Annotated in this window: 10 protein-coding genes; 7 read left to right on the plus strand and 3 right to left on the minus strand. The window is 71.6% G+C overall.

Going from position 1 to position 17,780, the window contains the following annotated elements; translation table 11 throughout:
• Window positions 1-66 precede the first annotated feature (66 nt).
• Both STRTU_RS23080 and STRTU_RS23085 read left to right on the plus strand, forming a co-directional pair.
• Entirely contained in the window at window positions 67-4,041 is a 3,975-nt protein-coding gene (locus tag STRTU_RS23080; protein WP_167539193.1) for an ABC transporter ATP-binding protein, read from the plus strand.
• A 240-nt stretch (window positions 4,042-4,281) separates the two neighbouring features.
• Window positions 4,282-5,700, plus strand: coding sequence for a S28 family serine protease (locus STRTU_RS23085; protein ID WP_159745766.1), 1,419 nt, complete (start codon window positions 4,282-4,284; stop codon window positions 5,698-5,700).
• 203 nt (window positions 5,701-5,903) lie between these two features.
• Here the strand turns inward: STRTU_RS23085 and STRTU_RS23090 are convergent, their stop codons facing one another.
• The 3 genes from STRTU_RS23090 to STRTU_RS23100 form a co-directional block, all read right to left on the minus strand.
• On the minus strand, window positions 5,904-7,745 hold the full coding sequence (locus STRTU_RS23090; RefSeq protein ID WP_159745768.1) for a glycoside hydrolase family 3 protein: 1,842 nt from the start codon (window positions 7,743-7,745) through the stop codon (window positions 5,904-5,906).
• Window positions 7,746-7,906: 161 nt separating this feature from the next.
• Complete coding sequence (locus STRTU_RS23095) at window positions 7,907-8,770, minus strand: sugar phosphate isomerase/epimerase family protein (protein ID WP_167539260.1); 864 nt, start codon at window positions 8,768-8,770, stop codon at window positions 7,907-7,909.
• A 111-nt stretch (window positions 8,771-8,881) separates the two neighbouring features.
• Window positions 8,882-9,838, minus strand: coding sequence for a bifunctional helix-turn-helix transcriptional regulator/GNAT family N-acetyltransferase (locus tag STRTU_RS23100; RefSeq protein WP_159747166.1), 957 nt, complete (start codon window positions 9,836-9,838; stop codon window positions 8,882-8,884).
• 242 nt (window positions 9,839-10,080) lie between these two features.
• On the opposite strand from STRTU_RS23100, the gene STRTU_RS23105 reads away from it, so the two are divergent.
• The 5 genes from STRTU_RS23105 (at window position 10,081) to STRTU_RS23125 (ending at window position 17,264) form a co-directional block, all read left to right on the plus strand.
• Entirely contained in the window at window positions 10,081-11,232 is a 1,152-nt protein-coding gene (locus STRTU_RS23105) for a Gfo/Idh/MocA family protein (RefSeq protein ID WP_159745772.1), read from the plus strand.
• 86 nt (window positions 11,233-11,318) lie between these two features.
• Window positions 11,319-12,392: a dihydrodipicolinate synthase family protein gene (locus tag STRTU_RS23110; protein ID WP_159745774.1), complete on the plus strand. Its 1,074-nt coding sequence runs from the start codon at window positions 11,319-11,321 to the stop codon at window positions 12,390-12,392.
• Entirely contained in the window at window positions 12,389-13,303 is a 915-nt protein-coding gene (locus STRTU_RS23115; protein ID WP_159745776.1) for a sugar phosphate isomerase/epimerase family protein, read from the plus strand. The genes STRTU_RS23110 and STRTU_RS23115 overlap by 4 nt, the downstream gene beginning before the upstream one ends.
• Window positions 13,304-13,584: 281 nt before the next feature.
• Window positions 13,585-15,798: an SF1B family DNA helicase RecD2 gene (gene recD2 / locus STRTU_RS23120; RefSeq protein ID WP_159745778.1), complete on the plus strand. Its 2,214-nt coding sequence runs from the start codon at window positions 13,585-13,587 to the stop codon at window positions 15,796-15,798.
• A 176-nt stretch (window positions 15,799-15,974) separates the two neighbouring features.
• Window positions 15,975-17,264, plus strand: coding sequence for a citrate synthase (locus STRTU_RS23125; protein ID WP_159745780.1), 1,290 nt, complete (start codon window positions 15,975-15,977; stop codon window positions 17,262-17,264).
• Window positions 17,265-17,780 lie beyond the last annotated feature (516 nt).

A 17,780-nucleotide genomic window follows, 5' to 3' on the forward strand; every position in this document is an offset into this window, starting at 1 on the left:
GCGGGATGAAATCCGCTCCGCGCGGTGTTGGTGATCTCGAACAGTGTCGACAGGGTCCTGTCGGCAATGTCGACGGGCGGGAGGCACCGGGTGGCGGGGACGGACACGGAACGAGCGGGCTGGGCGCGGCGGCTGACCCGCGACTGCTGGCAGTACCGGAAAGACGTGCTGCTCGCGCTCGGCTCCTCGCTCGTCGGGATGGCCGTATTGGCCCTGGTCCCGCTGGTACCGAAGCTGATCATCGACGATGTGATCGTCCGGCACGAGCGCTCCATCGGCCCCTGGGCCGCCCTGCTGGTCGTGGCCGCGGTCGTGGTCTACGTCCTCACCTACGTCCGCCGCTTCTACGGCGGCCGGCTCGCCCTGGACGTCCAGCACGATCTGCGGACCCGGATGTTCGGCTCGATCGCCCGGCTCGACGGGCGGCGGCAGGACGAGCTGAGCACCGGCCAGGTGGTCGGCCGCGCCACCAGCGACCTCCAGCTGATCCAGAGCCTGCTGTTCATGCTCCCGATGATGATCGGGAACGTGCTGCTGTTCGCGGTCTCGCTGGCCGTGATGGCGGTGCTGTCGCCGCTGCTCACCGTCGTCGCGCTGGCTGTCGCCCCCGCCCTGTGGTTCATCGCCAAGCGCAGCCGCGCCCGCCTCTTTCCCGCGACCTGGTACGCCCAGGGGCAGGCGGCCGCGGTGGCCGGTGTGGTGGACGGCGCGGTCACCGGTGTCCGGGTGGTCAAGGGCTTCGGGCAGGAGGACCAGGAGACCGGGAAGCTGCGCGAGGTCAGCCGCCGGCTGTTCGCCGGGCGGCTGCGCACGGTCCGGCTCAACGCCCGTTACACCCCCGCCCTGCAGGCCGTCCCCGCGCTCGGCCAGGTCGCGATGCTGGCCCTCGGCGGCTGGATGGCCACGCAGGGGCAGGTCACCCTGGGCACCTTCGTCGCCTTCTCCACCTACCTGGCGCAGCTGGTCGGCCCGGTCCGGATGCTGGCGATGATGCTGACCGTCGGCCAGCAGGCACGGGCCGGTGTGGAGCGGGTCTACGAGCTGATCGACACCGAGCCGTCGATCGCCGAGCGGCCGGACGCCCATGAACTGCCCGCCGACGCCCCGGCGACCGTCGAGTTCGACGGGGTGACGTTCGGGTACGCGCCGCTGCACGAGGGCGAGGGCGAGGGCGACGGCGAGGATGCCGGGGCGGGCGCGGGTGACGGTGCGGGCGCGGGGAACGGCGCGGGATCCGGCCCGGCCGCACGGCCCGTCCGTCCCGTCCTGGAGGACTTCTCGCTGCGCATCGAGGCCGGTGAGACCGTCGCCGTGGTCGGCACGTCCGGCAGCGGCAAGTCCACGGTCTCGCTGCTGCTGCCGCGCTTCTACGACGTCTCCGCGGGCCGGGTCCTGGTGGGCGGCCACGATGTGCGCGACCTGACCCTGGAGTCGTTGCGGGCCGCCATCGGCCTGGTCCCGGAGAGCAGCTTCCTGTTCTCCGACTCCGTCCGCGACAACATCGCCTATGGCCACCCGGACGCCACCGACGCGCAGGTGCGCGCCGCGGCCCGCGCCGCCCAGGCCGACGGCTTCATTTCCGAGCTTCCCGAGGGCTATGACACCAAGGTCGGCGAGCAGGGGCTGACCCTGTCCGGCGGCCAGCGCCAGCGCGTCGCCCTGGCTCGCGCCATCCTCACCGACCCCCGGCTGCTGGTCCTGGACGATGCGACCTCGGCGGTCGACGCCCGGGTCGAGCACGAGATCCACGAGGCGCTGCGCGGCGTCATGGCGGGCCGTACGACCCTGCTCATCGCCCACCGCGCCTCCACCCTGGCGCTCGCCGACCGGATCGCCGTCCTCGACGGCGGGCGGCTGGTCGACCTCGGCACCCAGGAGGAGCTGGAGGACCGCTGTCCGCTCTACCGCAGGCTGCTGACCGACCCGGAGGAGCTGGGCGGCGTCGAGCGGGACCCGGCCGGGGAGCTGGCGGGTGCCTTCGACGGTGAGTTCGCCGACGGTGGACTGCGGGAACGGGACCCGGCAGCGGACACCGACGGGCCCGACGGGGTCCGGTCCGGTGCGGCGGGCCGTCCCGGGGCGGACGGCACGATCACCCCCGAACTGTGGGTCCGCCGGGAGCAGGAGGCCGAGGCGGGCGGGGCCGGGATGGCGGCCCGTGCGGCAGCCGCGGCCGGGCCCGGCATCGGCGCCGCGATGGCCGGACTGCCCGCGACACCCGAACTCCTCGCCCAGGTCGCCGCGCTGCCGCCCGCCACGGACACCCCGGACGTCGACGAGGACCGGGCCGTGCGCCCCGAGGGCTCCTACGGCCTGCGCCGCCTTCTGCACGGCTTCGGCGGGCCGCTGGCCTTCGCGCTGGCTCTGGTCACCGTGGACGCCCTCGCCGGGCTGCTGCTGCCGGTGCTGATCCGGCAGGGCATCGACGAGGGCGTCCGCCGTGGCGCGCTGATCGGTGTCTGGACGGCCGCTGTCATCGCCCTGGTCGTGGTCCTGGCCCAGTGGGCCGCGCAGATCGGCGGCAACCGCATGACCGGACGCATCGGCGAACGGATCCTCTACTCCCTCCGGCTCAAGATCTTCGCGCAGCTGCAGCGCCTCGGGCTCGACTACTACGAGCGCGAGCTGACCGGCAAGATCATGACGAGGATGACCACGGACGTGGACGCGCTGTCCACGTTCCTGCAGACCGGCCTGGTCACCGCCCTGGTCTCGATGCTGACCTTCTTCGGCATACTCGTCGCCCTGCTGGCCATCGACCTCCAGCTGGCCCTGGTCGTCTTCGCCACCCTCCCGCCGCTGATCATCGGCACGTACTTCTTCCGCAAGCAGAGCGTGCGGGCGTACGAGCTGGCGCGCGAGCGGATCAGCGTCGTCAACGGCGACCTCCAGGAGAGCGTGGCCGGACTGCGGATCGTGCAGGCGTTCCGGCGCGAGGGGCAGGGCGCGGAGCGGTTCGCCGCCCGCAGCGACGACTACCGCCGGGCCCGGGTCCGCGGCCAGTTCCTGATATCCGTCTACTTCCCGTTCGTCCAGCTGCTGTCGTCCGTGGCGGCGGCCCTGGTGCTGATCGTCGGCGCCGGCCGGGTCGGCTCCGGAACCCTCACCGCCGGTGCGCTGGTCGCCTACCTGCTCTACATCGATCTGTTCTTCGCCCCGGTCCAGCAGCTCTCCCAGGTCTTCGACGGCTACCAGCAGGCGTCCGTCTCGCTCGGCCGGATCCAGGAGCTGCTGCGCGAGCCGACGACCACCCCGGCCGTCGAGCGGCCCCGCGCGGTGCCCGCCCTGCGCGGCGCCATCACCTTCGACGATGTGCACTTCCACTACGGCGGCCAGGGGGAGGAGCCGGCGCTGGCCGGTGTCGCGCTGACCATCCCGGCCGGCCAGACCGTCGCCTTCGTCGGCGAGACCGGCGCGGGCAAGTCCACCCTGGTCAAGCTGGTCGCGCGGTACTACGACCCGTCCTCGGGCGCGGTCCGGGTCGACGGCACCGATCTGCGCGAACTGGACCTGACCGGCTACCGCCGCCGCCTCGGCGTCGTCCCCCAGGAGTCCTACCTCTTCGCCGGGACGGTCCGGGACGCCATCGCCTACGGCCGCCCGGACGCCACCGACGCCGAGGTGGAGGCCGCCGCGCGGGCCGTCGGCGCCCACCCGATGATCGCCACCCTGGACGGCGGCTACCTCCACGAGGTCGCCGAGCGCGGCCGCAACCTCTCGGCCGGCCAGCGGCAGCTGCTGGCGCTGGCCCGCGCCGAACTCGTCGACCCGGATGTGCTGTTGCTCGACGAGGCCACCGCGTCCCTGGACCTGGCCACCGAAGCGGTCGTCAACCAGGCCACCGACCGGCTCGTCGGCCGCCGCACCACCCTCGTCGTCGCCCACCGGCTGACCACCGCGGCCCGCGCGGACCGGGTCGTGGTGCTCGACCAGGGCCGCATAGTCGAGGACGGCAGCCATGCCCAGCTCCTCGCCCACGACGGCCGCTATGCGGAGCTGTGGCGCACCTTCACGGGCGAGGAGGAGGAACTGGCGGCCTGAGACCGGGGAGGGCGGACGGCCTGAGGCCGGGGGGCCGGGCGGTCTGACGCCGGGGGAGGCGGACGGCCTGACGCCGGGGGAGGTCGGGCGGCCTGACGGCCTGTCCCCTGGGCCGTTCGGGTGCCGGTGCGCGGCAGCCCGACGCGGACGGCTGATCCACCGAACGGCGCCAAGGGCTGGTGGCACCCCCGCCGCGCCGATAGGTTCAGCCCGACCTTTGCTATCCCAAGGGGAGGGTGCATGCGCAAGGCCACCAGATGGCTGCTGTCGCTCGCGGTGCTCATAGGCACGGCGGGAGCCGGCAGCACGCCGGCCGGGGCGGCGACCGCCGCCGGGCCGCGGACCGAGGACATCAAGGACCGGATCCTGGCGATTCCGGGGATGAGCCTCATCGAGGAAAAGCCGGTCGACGGCTACCGCTACTTCGTTTTGAATTACACCCAGCCGGTTGACCACAGGCACCCCTCGAAGGGGACCTTCCAGCAGCGGCTGACCCTGCTGCACAAGTCGGTGGACCGGCCGACGGTGTTCTTCACCTCCGGGTACAACGTGAGCACCACACCGTCCCGCAGTGAACCCACCAAGATCATCGACGGCAACCAAGTCTCGATGGAGTACCGGTACTTCACCCCGTCGCGGCCCACGCCCACCGACTGGAAGAAGCTGGACATCCGGCAGGCCGCCAATGACCAGCACCGCATCTTCCAGGCGCTGCACCGCATCTACGGCAAGAACTGGATCGACACCGGCGGCAGCAAGGGCGGCATGACCGCCACGTACTACCGCCGCTTCTTCCCGCACGACATGAACGGCACCGTCGCCTATGTCGCGCCCAACGACGTACGCAACGACGAGGACTCGGCGTACGACAGGTTCTTCCGGACCGTCGGGACCGCGAAGTGCCGCACCGCCCTCACCGCCATCGAGCGGGAGGCCCTGGTGCGCCGCGGGGAGATGGTCAAGCGCTTCCAGGACTGGGCCGACAAGGAGAAGCAGACCTTCACCAAGGTCGGTAACGCCGACCGGGCCTATGAAGTCATGGTCACGGACCTGGTGTTCGGGTTCTGGCAGTACCAGCCGGCCGAGACCGCCTGCGCCGAGGTGCCCGCGCCGACCGTCTCCACCGACGAGCTGTGGAAGTGGATGGACAAGGTCGGCGGCTTCGACAGCTACACCGACCAGGGCATGGAGCCGTACACGCCGTACTACTACCAGGCGGGCACCCAGCTCGGCGAGCCCGGCTACGGCTACCCGCAGCTGGCCGGTCTGCTGAAGTACCCCGGCATCAACAACTCCCGGTCGTTCGTGCCGAAGGACATCCCGATGCGCTTCGACCGGCGCGCGATGCCCGACGTCGACCGCTGGGTGCGCCACCACGCGCAGCGCATGATGTTCGTCAACGGCGAGTACGACCCGTGGAGTTCGGAGCACTTCCGGGTCGGCAAGGGCGCCCGGGACTCCTATGTCTTCACCGTGCCCGGCGGCAACCACGGCTCGAACATCGCGAAGCTGAAGGAGGCCGACCGCACCAAGGCCACCGCCGAGCTTCTCGACTGGGCCGGTGTCCCGGCCCCGGCCGGCAAGCCCACCCCGCTGGCCCCGGACAACAAGAAGCTGGACAAGCAGGAGCTCCGGCGGATGCCGCTGCTGCGGCCCTGAGCCCGTCCGCGACCGCCGGGCCGCAGCGCCCGGCGGCCGCGGTGAGGTGACAGCCCGGACAGACCGGAACGGCGCGCTCCCCGGGGACAGGGGGAGCGCGCCGTGTCCGTGTGCGTGTCCGCGTCCGTCCGCGCGTCCGCGCGTCCGTGTCCGCGTCCGTGCACGCCTCCCTCCCCGCGTCCGTCTGCGCGTCCGTGCCCGGCTCAGTACGTCAGCCCGTGGCCGATCTGGTAGAGCGCGTGGGTCGGGGCGTCGGCGCGCATTATCGGGACGGGCAGCCGGCCCGCCGGATCCCGCTGGCCGGCGATCACCCGGGCCGCCGCCCGCAGCTCCACATCGGTCCAGGAGTAGCTGGCCAGCGCCGCCCGCACGCCGCCCAACTGGGCGATGTCATAAGGGTTGCGCACCGCCAGCTGGACCACCGGCTTGCCCGTGGCGAGGAGCGCGTCGACCAGCTTCCGCTGGGCCGAGCCCGCCGTCACGTTGTAGGTGGCCACCACCACCGCGTCCCGCTCGCCGAGCGCCGCCACCGCCTCGTCGATCCGCTGCTGGGTCGGCGTCATCCCCGTGGAGAGGGCGGTGGCCGTGAAGCCCAGCTCGGTCAGGGCCCGCGCCAGCACCGTGGTGGGCGGACCGCCGGTCCCGGATGGCGCGGCCGCGTCGACGCCCGCCACCAGCACCCGGCGCTCCCGGCGCCGGGACAGCGGAAGGATGCCGGTGTCGTTGCGCAGCAGCGTGGTGGTGCGGTCCGCGATCCGGTCGGCGGTGGCGAGGTGCGCGCGGGTGCCGACGGCCCGGTCCACGGCCCGGTGGGTGGTGTACGGGTCCCTGAAGAGCCCGCGCCGTTCCTTGAGCAGCAGAATGCGCAGCAGCTTCGCGTCGAGATCCCGCTCGGTCAGCTCGCCCTCCTTGAGCGCCTTGAGGACGGCACCGTGCGCGAGGGCCAGGTCCGGAGGGTTCAGCAGCTGGTCGACACCGGCCTTGAGGGCGAGCACCGGCACCCGGGCGTCGCCGTACTTCACCCGTACGCCCTCCATCCCGAGGGAGTCGGTCACCACCACACCGTCGTAGCCGAGCCGTTCGCGCAGGATGCCGGTGAGGATGGGGCGGGAGAGGGTCGCCGGGTCCTCGCTGGGGTCGAAGGCGGGCACGACGATATGCGCCGTCATGATCGAATCGATACCGGCGGCGATCGCGGCCCGGAACGGCGGCGCGTCCAGCCGCTCCCACTCCTCGGCGCTGTGGTGGATGTACGGCAGCCCGACATGGCTGTCCGTGTCGGTGTCGCCGTGCCCGGGGAAGTGCTTGGCGCAGGCGGCGATCCCGGCGCCCTGATAGCCCTTCACCTCGGCGGTGACCATACGGGCCACGGCCTGCGGGTCCGCGCCGAAGGAGCGCACGCCGATGACCGGGTTGGCGGGGTTGACATTGACATCGGCGTCCGGCGCGTAGTCCTGCCGGATGCCCATGGCGAACAGCTCCTCGCCGGCGATCCGCGCCGCCGTACGGGCATCCTCGCGGGAGCCGCCCGCGCCGAGCGCCATCGCCCCGGGGAAGAGCGTCGCGGGGGCACCGACGCGGGCCACTATGCCGTGTTCCTGGTCGGTGGAGATCAGCACCGGGACGGGGAGGCGCTGCGCGGCGGCGGCCTTCTGGATGCCGTTGGAGAGGTCGGCGATCTGGTGCGGTTCACGGGTGTTGTGCGCCCAGCCGAAGTAGATGATGCCGCCGACGTGGTACTTGGCGATCAGCTCGGCGGCGTTGGCGACGCCGATCTCCTTCTGGTTCGCGGCGGCATCGGCCGGGTCGGGGTCGGTGGCGGAGTGTCCGAAGACCCGCATGACGAACAGCTGGCCGACCTTTTCCTCCGGCGTCATACGGGAGATGAGGCGGCGCAGCCGGGCCCGGGCGGCGGCGGACGGGGCGGGGGCGGCGGGCCGGTGTCCGATGGCGGGTGCCGTACCCTGCGCGGGCCCGGCCCCCGCACCCGCGGCAGCGGCGGCCGCAGCGGCCGCGGTGGTCAGGACGGTACGTCTGGAGTGCATCTGCGCTCCTTCCGGAGGGCTTCCTCGGCTCATTGAAGGAAACTTCCAAGGAGACACGGATAGCCGGAAAACTATTGTCGGTCAATGACGTGAACCGTGGTGGCGCCCAGGTATTGCGGGGTGGGCGGGGGTGTGTGATGGGGGCGCGCGCCCCGCCCGGCTCAGCCGCCATCGCCTCCCTTGAGGAGCCGCTGGAGATACGCGCGGCCCGCGGGGAGGAGGGCGGGGAGGTCGGCCGCCTCGGGGTGCCAGCGTTTCTCGTACTCCCAGCAGAGCCAGCCGCCGGTGCCCTGGTCATAGGTGCCTTCGGGGGCCGGCACGGGGCCGTGGGCGTCCGCGGGCTGCTGGTTCAGGGTCTTCAGGGCGGCCGCCAGCGGGACGGCGCCTGCGCCGAGCGGGACAGGGGTGCGGTCCTCGGCCGAGGCGACGTCCTTGACCTGTACGTAGCCCAGGTGCGGGGCGAGCGCGGCATGGGTGTCGGCCGGCTCCTCACCGCCGAGCCAGCTGTGCAGCACATCCCAGAGCGCCCCGATCTGACGATGGCCCACGGGGCCCAGCACGCGGGCGGCGGCCGCGCCCGTACGGTGCGAGTCATGGGTCTCCAGCAGCACCCGGACGCCCCGTTCGGCCGCGAGCGGCGCCACCGCGGCGAGCCGCCGGGCGGCATCCGCGTCCGCCTCGGCCGCCGGACGCTCCCCGCCGCCGGGGAAGACCCGCACATACGGGGCACCCAGATCGGCGGCGAGCCACACCAGCTCGCTCAGCTCCTGCGCCAGCTCCTCCTCGCCCGCCGCCTCCCGGGCCGCCGCGACCTGCGCGTACCCGGCGACGGCCAGGATCTCGACCCCGGCGGCCGCGAACTGCTCGCGCACCGCGGCCCGTTCCCGTGTCCCGATCAGCGGATGCACCGGTTCCTCCGGATGGGCCCGCAGCTCCACGCCCTGATACCCGGTATCGGTGGCCAGCCGCAGTACGTCGGCCACCGGCATGCCGGGCACCCCGAGGGTGGAGAAAGCGAAGCGCATCGCGGGGGCGGTGCCGTGTGCGTTGCCCGTGCTGACCATGCCTGGGTTCCTCCTCGTCAGGTCACGCCGTCGTCGTCCGTCCTTTCATCCCTGCCCGCGATATCCGCCGCATCACAGGGCCAGCCGCCAGTCCTGGCCGACCAGGTCCTGCCCGAAGCTGTGATGCGCAGCCTCGCTGACCAGCTCGAACCCGGCTCGCTGATAGATGCTGCGGGCCGCGCCGAGGACGGAGTTGGTCCACAGCACCATCTCCCCGTACCCGGCCCCGCGGGCGAACTCCACACAGGCATCGACCAGTTGACGGCCTATCCCGTGCCCCCGGGCGTCCGGCTCCACCAGCAGCAGCCGCAGCCGGGCGACCCCGGGCCTGCCGTCCCGGACGCACATCACGGCGCCCGCCCGGCGCCCGTCCAGCTCCGCTATCCAGGTGCGGTCCCACCGCGGGTCGAAGCCCTCGGCGTACTCCGCGATGATCCGGGCCACCAGCGCCTCATAGCTCAGATCGAAGCCGTACTCGGCGGCGTAGAGCGCGGCGTTGCGCTCCACCATCCAGCCCAGGTCCCCGGGGCCGGTCGTGCGCAGCGTCACCTGGGGCGCCCGGTCCCCGGACGGCTGCTCCGCGCCCTCGCCGAGCAGTGCGCGGATGGTCCGCATGGCGTCCGTCAGCCGGGCCCGGTCCCCGGCCGGGAGCTGCTCCAGCAGTGATCCGGCGGCGTCCTGTGAGCGCTCCTCCAGCAGGCCGGCCGCCTCCCGGCCGCCGTCGGTCAGCGTGATGCGCTGCCGCCGGGGATCCTGCTCGGACTTGCCGCGGGTGATCAGCTCGCGGTCCTCGAACTTGCCGAGCAGCCTGCTCAGATAGCCCGCGTCCAGCGACAGCGAAGCCCGCAGATCCGCGGCGTCGACCCGCTCGTGGTGCGCGACCTCGTAGAGCACCCGGGCCTCGGTGAGGGTGAACGGGGTGTAGAGATGCCGCCCGTAGTCGAGGGCGCCGATCAGGTTCGTATAGAAGCGGTTGAATCTGCGCAGCTCACGGACGTCGGGCGCGGCCTCGCGCGCCGCGCCGGACATGGTGTCCGACGCCGCGCCGGACGTCGTGTCGGATGCCGTGCCAGTTGTCATCGTCGACCCCTCACCCTTGACTGAGTCAAGGATAGCGTTCGAGGCCGGTCCGCGCACCGGCCTTTCCGCGCCCTGTTGATGACCTCCCGCGCGGGCTAGCGTCGTCGCCGGAAAACGTGCTCACCGCAAGCGAACCCGCACCTGCCGCAAGAGATTCCTCATCTGCCGCGAGCGAGAGAGGCTGCCGGGCCGTGACAGACACGACCGTACGTATCGCCATGAACGGTGTGACCGGGCGCATGGGACACCGCCAGCATCTGGTCCGCTCCGTCCTCGCCCTGCGCGACCAGGGCGGACTGGAACTCGCCGACGGGACACGGATCCGGCCCGAGCCCGTGCTCGTCGGCCGCTCCGCCCGCAAGCTGCGGACCCTGGCCGAACGCCACGGTGTGGAGCACTGGAGCTGCGACCTCGACGCGGTACTGGGCGACGACACCATCGGCATTTACTTCGACGCCCAGATCACTGCTGCCCGCGAGGAGGCGGTACGGAAGGCGATCGCCGCCGGAAAGCATCTGTACGTCGAGAAGCCCACCGCGGGCACGCTCGCCGGTGCCCTGAAGCTGGCCCGGCTGGCCCAGGAGGCGGGCGTCAAGAACGGTGTCGTCCAGGACAAGCTCTTCCTGCCCGGCCTCCGCAAGCTCCGCCGCCTCGTCGACAGCGGTTTCTTCGGCCGCATCCTCTCCGTACGGGGCGAGTTCGGCTACTGGGTCTTCGAAGGGGACAGCCAGCCGGCGCAGCGGCCCTCCTGGAACTACCGCGCGGAGGACGGCGGCGGTATCGCGGCCGATATGTTCCCGCACTGGGAGTACGTCCTGCACGAACTCTTCGGGCCGGTCCGCAGCGTCCATGCCCACCTCACCACCCATCTCCCGCGCCGCTGGGACGAATCGGGTGCCCCGTACGACGCCACCGCCGACGACGCCGCCTACGGGATCTTCGAACTGGCCGGCGGCATCGTCGCCCAGATCAACTCTTCCTGGGCGGTCCGGGTGCACCGCGACGAACTCGTGGAGTTCCAGGTGGACGGCACCGAAGGATCGGCCGTCGCCGGGCTGCGCCACTGCCGCTTCCAGCACCGCGCCGGCACCCCCAGGCCCGTATGGAACCCCGATGTCCCGGCGTCCGAGCCGTTCCGGGCGCAGTGGCAGGAGGTCCCCGACAACGCCGACTTCGACAACGGGTTCAAGGTGCAGTGGGAGCTGTTCCTCCGGCATGTCGTACGCGACGAGCCCTGGCGCTGGGACCTGGCGGCGGGCGCCCGCGGCGTCCAGCTCGCCGAACTGGGGCGCCGGTCCTCGGCGGAGGGCCGCCGCCTGGACGTACCGGAGCTGAACCGGTGAACGCCCCGGCGCCCCCGCCCTCGTCCGCGCCCCCGCCGTCCTCGGCGCCGGACCCGGTTTCCCGGCCCGCCCCCGCCCCGCCCCCCTTGCGCTCTCGCACGGTCTTCGCCGCCGCCCATGTGGTCGCCGATCCGCGCGCCGACACCGGCCCGGACGGCCCGGCCGCCGTCGACTGGGACGCCACCCTCGCCTTCCGGCACCATCTGTGGTCGCACGGCCTGGGCGTGGCCGAGGCGATGGACACCGCGCAGCGCGGTGCGGGCCTGGACTGGGGCGCCGCCACCGAGCTGATCCGGCGCTCCGCCGCCGAGGCGCGGACGGTCGGCGGGCTGCTCGCCTGCGGCGCCGGAACTGACCAACTCTCCGCCCACAACGCCTCCTTGGCCGACATCCGGGACGCATACGAAGAACAGCTCGACACCGTCGAGGCGGCCGGTGCCCGGCCCGTCCTGATGGCGTCCCGTCAGCTCGCCGCGGCCGCCACCGGCCCGGAGGACTACCGGGAGGTCTACGGCCACCTGCTGCGCCAGACCACCCGCCCCGCGATCCTGCACTGGCTCGGCCCGATGTTCGACCCGGCGCTGGCGGGCTACTGGGGCAGCGCGGACCCCGACGCCGCCACCGAGACGCTGCTCGCGCTCGTCGCCGACCACCCCGGCAAGGTGGACGGCGTCAAGATCTCCCTGCTGGACCCCGCCCGGGAGGTACGGCTGCGCCGTAGGCTGCCGCCCGCCGTGCGCTGCTACACAGGCGACGACTTCCACTACCCGGAGCTGATCGCGGGCGACGGCCACGGCTTCAGCGACGCCCTGCTGGGCGTCTTCGACCCGCTCGCCCCGCTGGCCGCCGCGGCCGTACGCCGCCTCGACACCGGGGACACCGCCGGATTCCGGGCGGCCCTGGACCCCACCGTCGCGCTCGCCCGGCACCTGTTCGCGGCACCCACCCGCCACTACAAGACCGGGGTGGTGCTGCTGGCCTGGCTGGCGGGCCACCAGCCGCACTTCACCATGGTCGGCGGTCTGCAGTCGGCCCGTTCGCTGCCGCATCTGCGCCGCGCCCACGAACTGGCCGACGCGCTCGGCCTGTTCCCGGACCCGGACCTCGCCGCCCACCGGATGCGCAGCCTGCTCACGGTGTACGGAGCGGAGGACACATGAGCCTCGGCACCCCCTCGCTCCTCGACCGTCTCAGCCTCAACCAGCAGACCATCCGCCAGTGGTCGCTGCCCGAACTGGCCGACGGCTGCGCACGGGCCGGCGTACGGGGCGTGGGCCTGTGGCGCGCACCCGTGCGGCAGTACGGGGTGCCCGCGGCCACCCGGCTGATACGGGACGCCGGGCTGCGGGTCACCAGCCTGTGCCGGGGCGGGTTCTTCACCGCCCTGGACCCGGGCGAGCGGGCCGCGGCCCTGGACGACAACCGGGCAGCCCTCGACGAGGCCGCCGCCCTCGGGACGGACACCCTGGTCCTGGTCTCCGGCGGACTGCCGCCCGGCAGCCGGGATCTGGCCGGTGCCCGGGAGCGCATCGCGGACGCGCTGGGCGAGTTGGCGCCGTACGCCGCGGAGCGGGGCGTACGGCTGGCGCTCGAACCGCTGCACCCCATGTACGCGGCGGACCGCTGCGTGGTCTCCACGCTCGCGCAGGCCCTGGACCTCGCCGAGCGGTTCCCCGCCGACCGGGTGGGGGTGGTCGTGGACACCTACCACCTGTGGTGGGACGACACGGCCGGCACCCAGATCGGACGTGCGGGCGGCAGCGGTGGCGCGGGCAGCACCGAAGGAGCGTCCGGCACGGATGGAGCGTCCGGCACCGACGGAGCGGCCGCTTCCCGGATCGCCGCCTTCCAGCTCGCCGACTGGGTCACCCCGTTGCCCGAAGGCGTCCTGCTGGGGCGCGGCCAGCTCGGGGACGGCTCGGTGGATCTGCGGTGGTTCCGGGAGCGGGTCGAGACGGCCGGCTACCGGGGGCCGGTCGAGGTGGAGATCTTCAACCCGGCGCTGTGGGCACGGGACGGCGCCGAGGTCCTGGCCGAGGTCGTACAGCGCTTCCGGACGCACGTCGGATGAGCGGCGGAACGGCACTTCGTCCGCCCGTGAAATAACCCCCCGGAGGTGTGCAACCGTTGACCGCCCACAACGGTCATAGCTGACGCTGGTCCCGAAATGGGGAGGGGTCCGGGGGGATCCGGGACCGGCATGGAGGGGGAATCGAGGGGCCCGACCATCGGACGGGCCCCTCGATAGGAACGACGCCCCGGCCGGGCTCGGCGTCCGGCGTCCCGGCCCGGCGCCCTGGCGCGATCCACAGCCCCGAGCGCGCTGTCAGACCTCGGCGGTACCGTCGACGCATGGTCAACACAGCCGTCGTCGAAGGGGTCCTGGAGCGGATCACCTACGCCAACGAGGAGAACGGCTATACGGTCGCGCGGGTCGACACGGGCCGCGGCTCCGGCGATCTGCTGACCGTCGTCGGCGCGCTGCTCGGCGCGCAGCCGGGGGAGTCGCTGCGCATGGAGGGCCGCTGGGGCTCCCACCCGCAGTACGGCAAGCAGTTCACTGTTGAGAACTACACCACCGTCCTGCCCGCGACGATCCAGGGCATCCGCCGCTATCTGGGCTCGGGCCTCATCAAGGGCATCGGCCCGCGGATCGCGGACCGTATCGTCGAGCACTTCGGCACGGACACCCTCGACATCATCGAGGGCGAGCCCGGCCGCCTCGTCGAGGTACCGGGCCTGGGCCCCAAGCGGACGAAGCTGATCGGCGCCGCCTGGGAGGAGCAGAAGGCCATCAAGGAGGTCATGGTCTTCCTCCAGGGCGTCGGGGTGTCCACGTCCATCGCGGTGCGGATCTACAAGAAGTACGGCGACGCCGCCATCTCCGTCACCCGCAACGAGCCCTACCGCCTGGCCGCCGACGTCTGGGGCATCGGCTTCCTGACCGCCGACCGCATCGCCCAGTCCGTGGGCATTCCGCACGACAGCCCGGACCGGGTCAAGGCGGGCCTCCAGTACGCCCTGTCGCAGTCCACCGACCAGGGCCACTGCTTCCTCCCCGAGGAGCAACTGATCACCGACGCGGTGAAGTTGCTCCAGGTGGACACCGGCCTGGTCATCGACTGCCTGGCCGAGCTGGCCGCCGACCCGGAGGGCGTGGTCCGCGAGAAGGTGCCGGGCGGTGCGGACGGTGCGCCGCCGGTCACCGCCGTCTATCTGGTGCCGTTCCACCGTGCCGAGATCTCTCTGGCCGGCCGGCTGACCCGGTTGCTGCGTACGGACGAGGATCGGATGCCGGCGTTCCGGGACGTCGACTGGGGCAGGGCGCTGGCCTGGCTGGCGCGGCGTACGGGCGCCGAGCTGGCCCCCGAGCAGCAGCAGGCGGTGCGGCTGGCGCTGACGGAGAAGGTCGCGGTGCTCACCGGCGGTCCGGGCTGCGGCAAGTCCTTCACGGTCCGCTCGGTGGTCGAGCTGGCGCGCGCCAAGAAGGCCACGGTGGTGCTGGCGGCGCCCACGGGCCGGGCGGCCAAGCGGCTCTCGGAGCTGACAGGGGCGGAGGCCTCCACGGTCCACCGCCTCCTGGAGCTCAAGCCGGGCGGGGACGCCGCCTATGACGCGGACCGGCCGCTGGACGCCGATCTGGTGGTCGTCGACGAGGCGTCCATGCTGGATCTGCTGCTCGCGAACAAGCTGGTCAAGGCAGTACCGCCGGGCGCCCATCTGCTCCTGGTCGGCGATGTCGACCAGCTGCCGTCGGTGGGCGCGGGCGAGGTGCTGCGCGACCTGCTCGACGGGTCCGGCCCAGTGCCGGCGGTCCGGCTGACCAGGATCTTCCGGCAGGCCCAGCAGTCCGGGGTGGTCACCAACGCCCACCGCATCAACTCCGGCACTCCGCCCCTGACGTCCGGAATGGCGGACTTCTTCCTGTTCGCCGAGGAGGACGCCGAAGCGGCCGCGCGGCTGACGGTGGATGTCGTGGCCCGCCGCATCCCGGCGAAGTTCGGCCTCGACCCGCGCCGGGACGTCCAGGTGCTCAGCCCGATGCACCGCGGCCCGGCCGGTGCGGGCGCCCTGAACGGGCTGCTTCAGCAGGCGGTCACCCCCGCCCGCCCCGATCTGCCCGAGCGCCGCTTCGGCGGCCGGGTCTTCCGTGTCGGCGACAAGGTCACCCAGATCAGGAACAATTATGAAAAGGGCTGTAATGGCGTCTTCAACGGCACGGTCGGCGTGGTCACCGCACTGGACTGCGACGAGCAGCAACTGACCGTGCGCACGGACGAGGACGAGGAGGTTCCCTACGACTTCGACGAACTCGATGAACTCGCCCACGCCTATGCCGTGACGATCCATCGTTCGCAGGGTAGTGAGTATCCAGCGGTGGTGATTCCGGTCACCACCAGTGCCTGGATGATGCTGCAGCGCAATCTGCTGTATACCGCAGTGACCCGGGCAAAGCGCTTGGTGGTGCTGGTCGGCTCCCGGAAAGCCCTGGGACAGGCCGTCCGCACGGTCTCCGCCGGTCGGCGGTGTACGGCGCTCGATCACCGGCTCGCCGGTGCGATGTGATGTCACCCCTCTTTCCTATTCGGGGCGAAGAGGGGCAGGATGGGCGCTCAGACGGCACTGAGTGCCGCAGACAGGCCCTATGGCCGACCCCGAGTGCACATCCAAGGCCCAAATGGGGGAAGGTATAGGCAGTCAGGGCACCTCGAAGAAGAGGCACAACGTCGGTGAGGGATGACGTGAGCGACAACTCTGTAGTACTGCGTTACGGGGACGGCGAATACAGCTACCCGGTCGTCGACAGCACTGTTGGCGACAAGGGCTTCGATATCTCGAAGCTGCGCGCCCAGACCGGTCTGGTGACCCTGGATTCCGGTTACGGCAACACCGCGGCGTATAAATCCGCGATCACCTATCTCGACGGTGAGAACGGCATTCTTCGTTACCGCGGGTACCCGATCGAGCAGCTTGCAGAGCGCAGCACGTTCGTCGAGACCGCGTACCTCCTCATCAACGGCGAGCTGCCCACCGTCGATGAGCTGGCGAACTTCAAGCAGGACATCACCTACCACACCCTGCTGCACGAGGACGTCAAGCGCTTCTACGACGGCTTCCCCCGGGACGCCCACCCGATGGCGATGCTGTCCTCGGTGGTCAGCGCGCTGTCGACGTTCTACCAGGACAGCCACAACCCGTTCGATGAGCAGCAGCGCCACATCTCCACGATCCGCCTGCTGGCCAAGCTGCCCACGATCGCGGCCTACGCCTACAAGAAGTCGGTCGGCCACCCGGTCGTCTACCCGAGCAACGACCTCGGGTACGTCGAGAACTTCCTCCGGATGACCTTCTCGGTGCCCGCCGCGGGCTACGACCTCGACCCGGTCGTGGTCAGCGCCCTCGACAAGCTGCTGATCCTGCACGCGGACCACGAGCAGAACTGCTCCACGTCCACGGTCCGCCTGGTGGGCTCCTCGCAGGCGAACCTCTTCGCCTCGATCTCGGCCGGTATCAACGCCCTGTGGGGCCCCCTGCACGGCGGCGCCAACCAGTCCGTGCTGGAGATGCTGGAAGGCATTCAGCGCGACGGCGGCGACGTCGACTCCTTCATCCGCAAGGTGAAGAACAAGGAAGACGGCGTGAAGCTCATGGGCTTCGGGCACCGCGTCTACAAGAACTTCGACCCCCGGGCGAAGATCATCAAGGCGGCGGCGCACGATGTCCTCTCCGCGCTCGGCAAGTCCGACGAGCTGCTGGACATCGCCCTGAAGCTGGAGGAGCACGCGCTGTCCGACGACTACTTCGTCGAGCGCAAGCTCTACCCCAACGTGGACTTCTACACCGGCCTGATCTACCGGGCCATGGGCTTCCCGACCGAGATGTTCACCGTGCTCTTCGCGCTCGGCCGGCTTCCCGGCTGGATCGCCCAGTGGCACGAGATGATCAAGGAGCCCGGCTCCCGCATCGGCCGCCCGCGGCAGATCTACACCGGTGTCGTCGAGCGCGACTTCGTGCCGGTCGAGGAGCGCTGACCCCCGCTTCGAGGGCAGCCCGCGCGCACAAAAGAACGCACACGCGCACAAAAGAACGCGAACACGCAGCGCGGACATAAAGAAGCGGACATAAAGAAAGCGCCCCGCCTCCGGATCCCCCCACGGGTCCAGAGCGCGGGGCGCTTCCCGTGTCCCGGTTGGATTCCCCCCACGGGATCCGTCCGGGCGTTCCGGGTTGCACCGCGATCTGCCGGGACGCGCACGTTCGGGAGGGCCGCTCAAAGCTCCCCGGGCACGTCGCCCCGGCCACGCGTAGCCGGGCACGATCCCCCAAGACCAGCACGGCTGTTGCAGTGCAAGCCCCGCCGGGGTGCCTGCACTGCCCGGTTAGACTCACGACCCCCCTCAATGGTTACGTTCCCACGAGTGTGATCTGGGTCTCTTGCCATATAGGGGCGAATGCGGTCAAGGGCCTCGATTTGGAGATCGGGGCCGGTTGGTATGGGTGTTGTGCCAGTTGTAAGGGCGGTGTGAAATTTCGCCGCCGCCAGGCAT

The organism is Streptomyces tubercidicus (assembly GCF_027497495.1).
Taxonomy (GTDB): domain Bacteria; phylum Actinomycetota; class Actinomycetes; order Streptomycetales; family Streptomycetaceae; genus Streptomyces; species Streptomyces tubercidicus.

What these genes read in the sequence shown, in the direction of transcription:
- recD2 (WP_159745778.1), top strand. Translation starts at nt 13,585, where the DNA reads ATGGTCAACACAGCCGTCGTCGAAGGGGTCCTGGAGCGGATCACCTAC.
- STRTU_RS23080 (WP_167539193.1), top strand. Translation starts at nt 67, where the DNA reads ATGTCGACGGGCGGGAGGCACCGGGTGGCGGGGACGGACACGGAACGA.
- STRTU_RS23085 (WP_159745766.1), top strand. Translation starts at nt 4,282, where the DNA reads ATGCGCAAGGCCACCAGATGGCTGCTGTCGCTCGCGGTGCTCATAGGC.
- STRTU_RS23095 (WP_167539260.1), bottom strand. Translation starts at nt 8,770, where the DNA reads ATGCGCTTCGCTTTCTCCACCCTCGGGGTGCCCGGCATGCCGGTGGCC.
- STRTU_RS23090 (WP_159745768.1), bottom strand. Translation starts at nt 7,745, where the DNA reads ATGCACTCCAGACGTACCGTCCTGACCACCGCGGCCGCTGCGGCCGCC.
- STRTU_RS23115 (WP_159745776.1), top strand. Translation starts at nt 12,389, where the DNA reads ATGAGCCTCGGCACCCCCTCGCTCCTCGACCGTCTCAGCCTCAACCAG.
- STRTU_RS23100 (WP_159747166.1), bottom strand. Translation starts at nt 9,838, where the DNA reads ATGTCCGGCGCGGCGCGCGAGGCCGCGCCCGACGTCCGTGAGCTGCGC.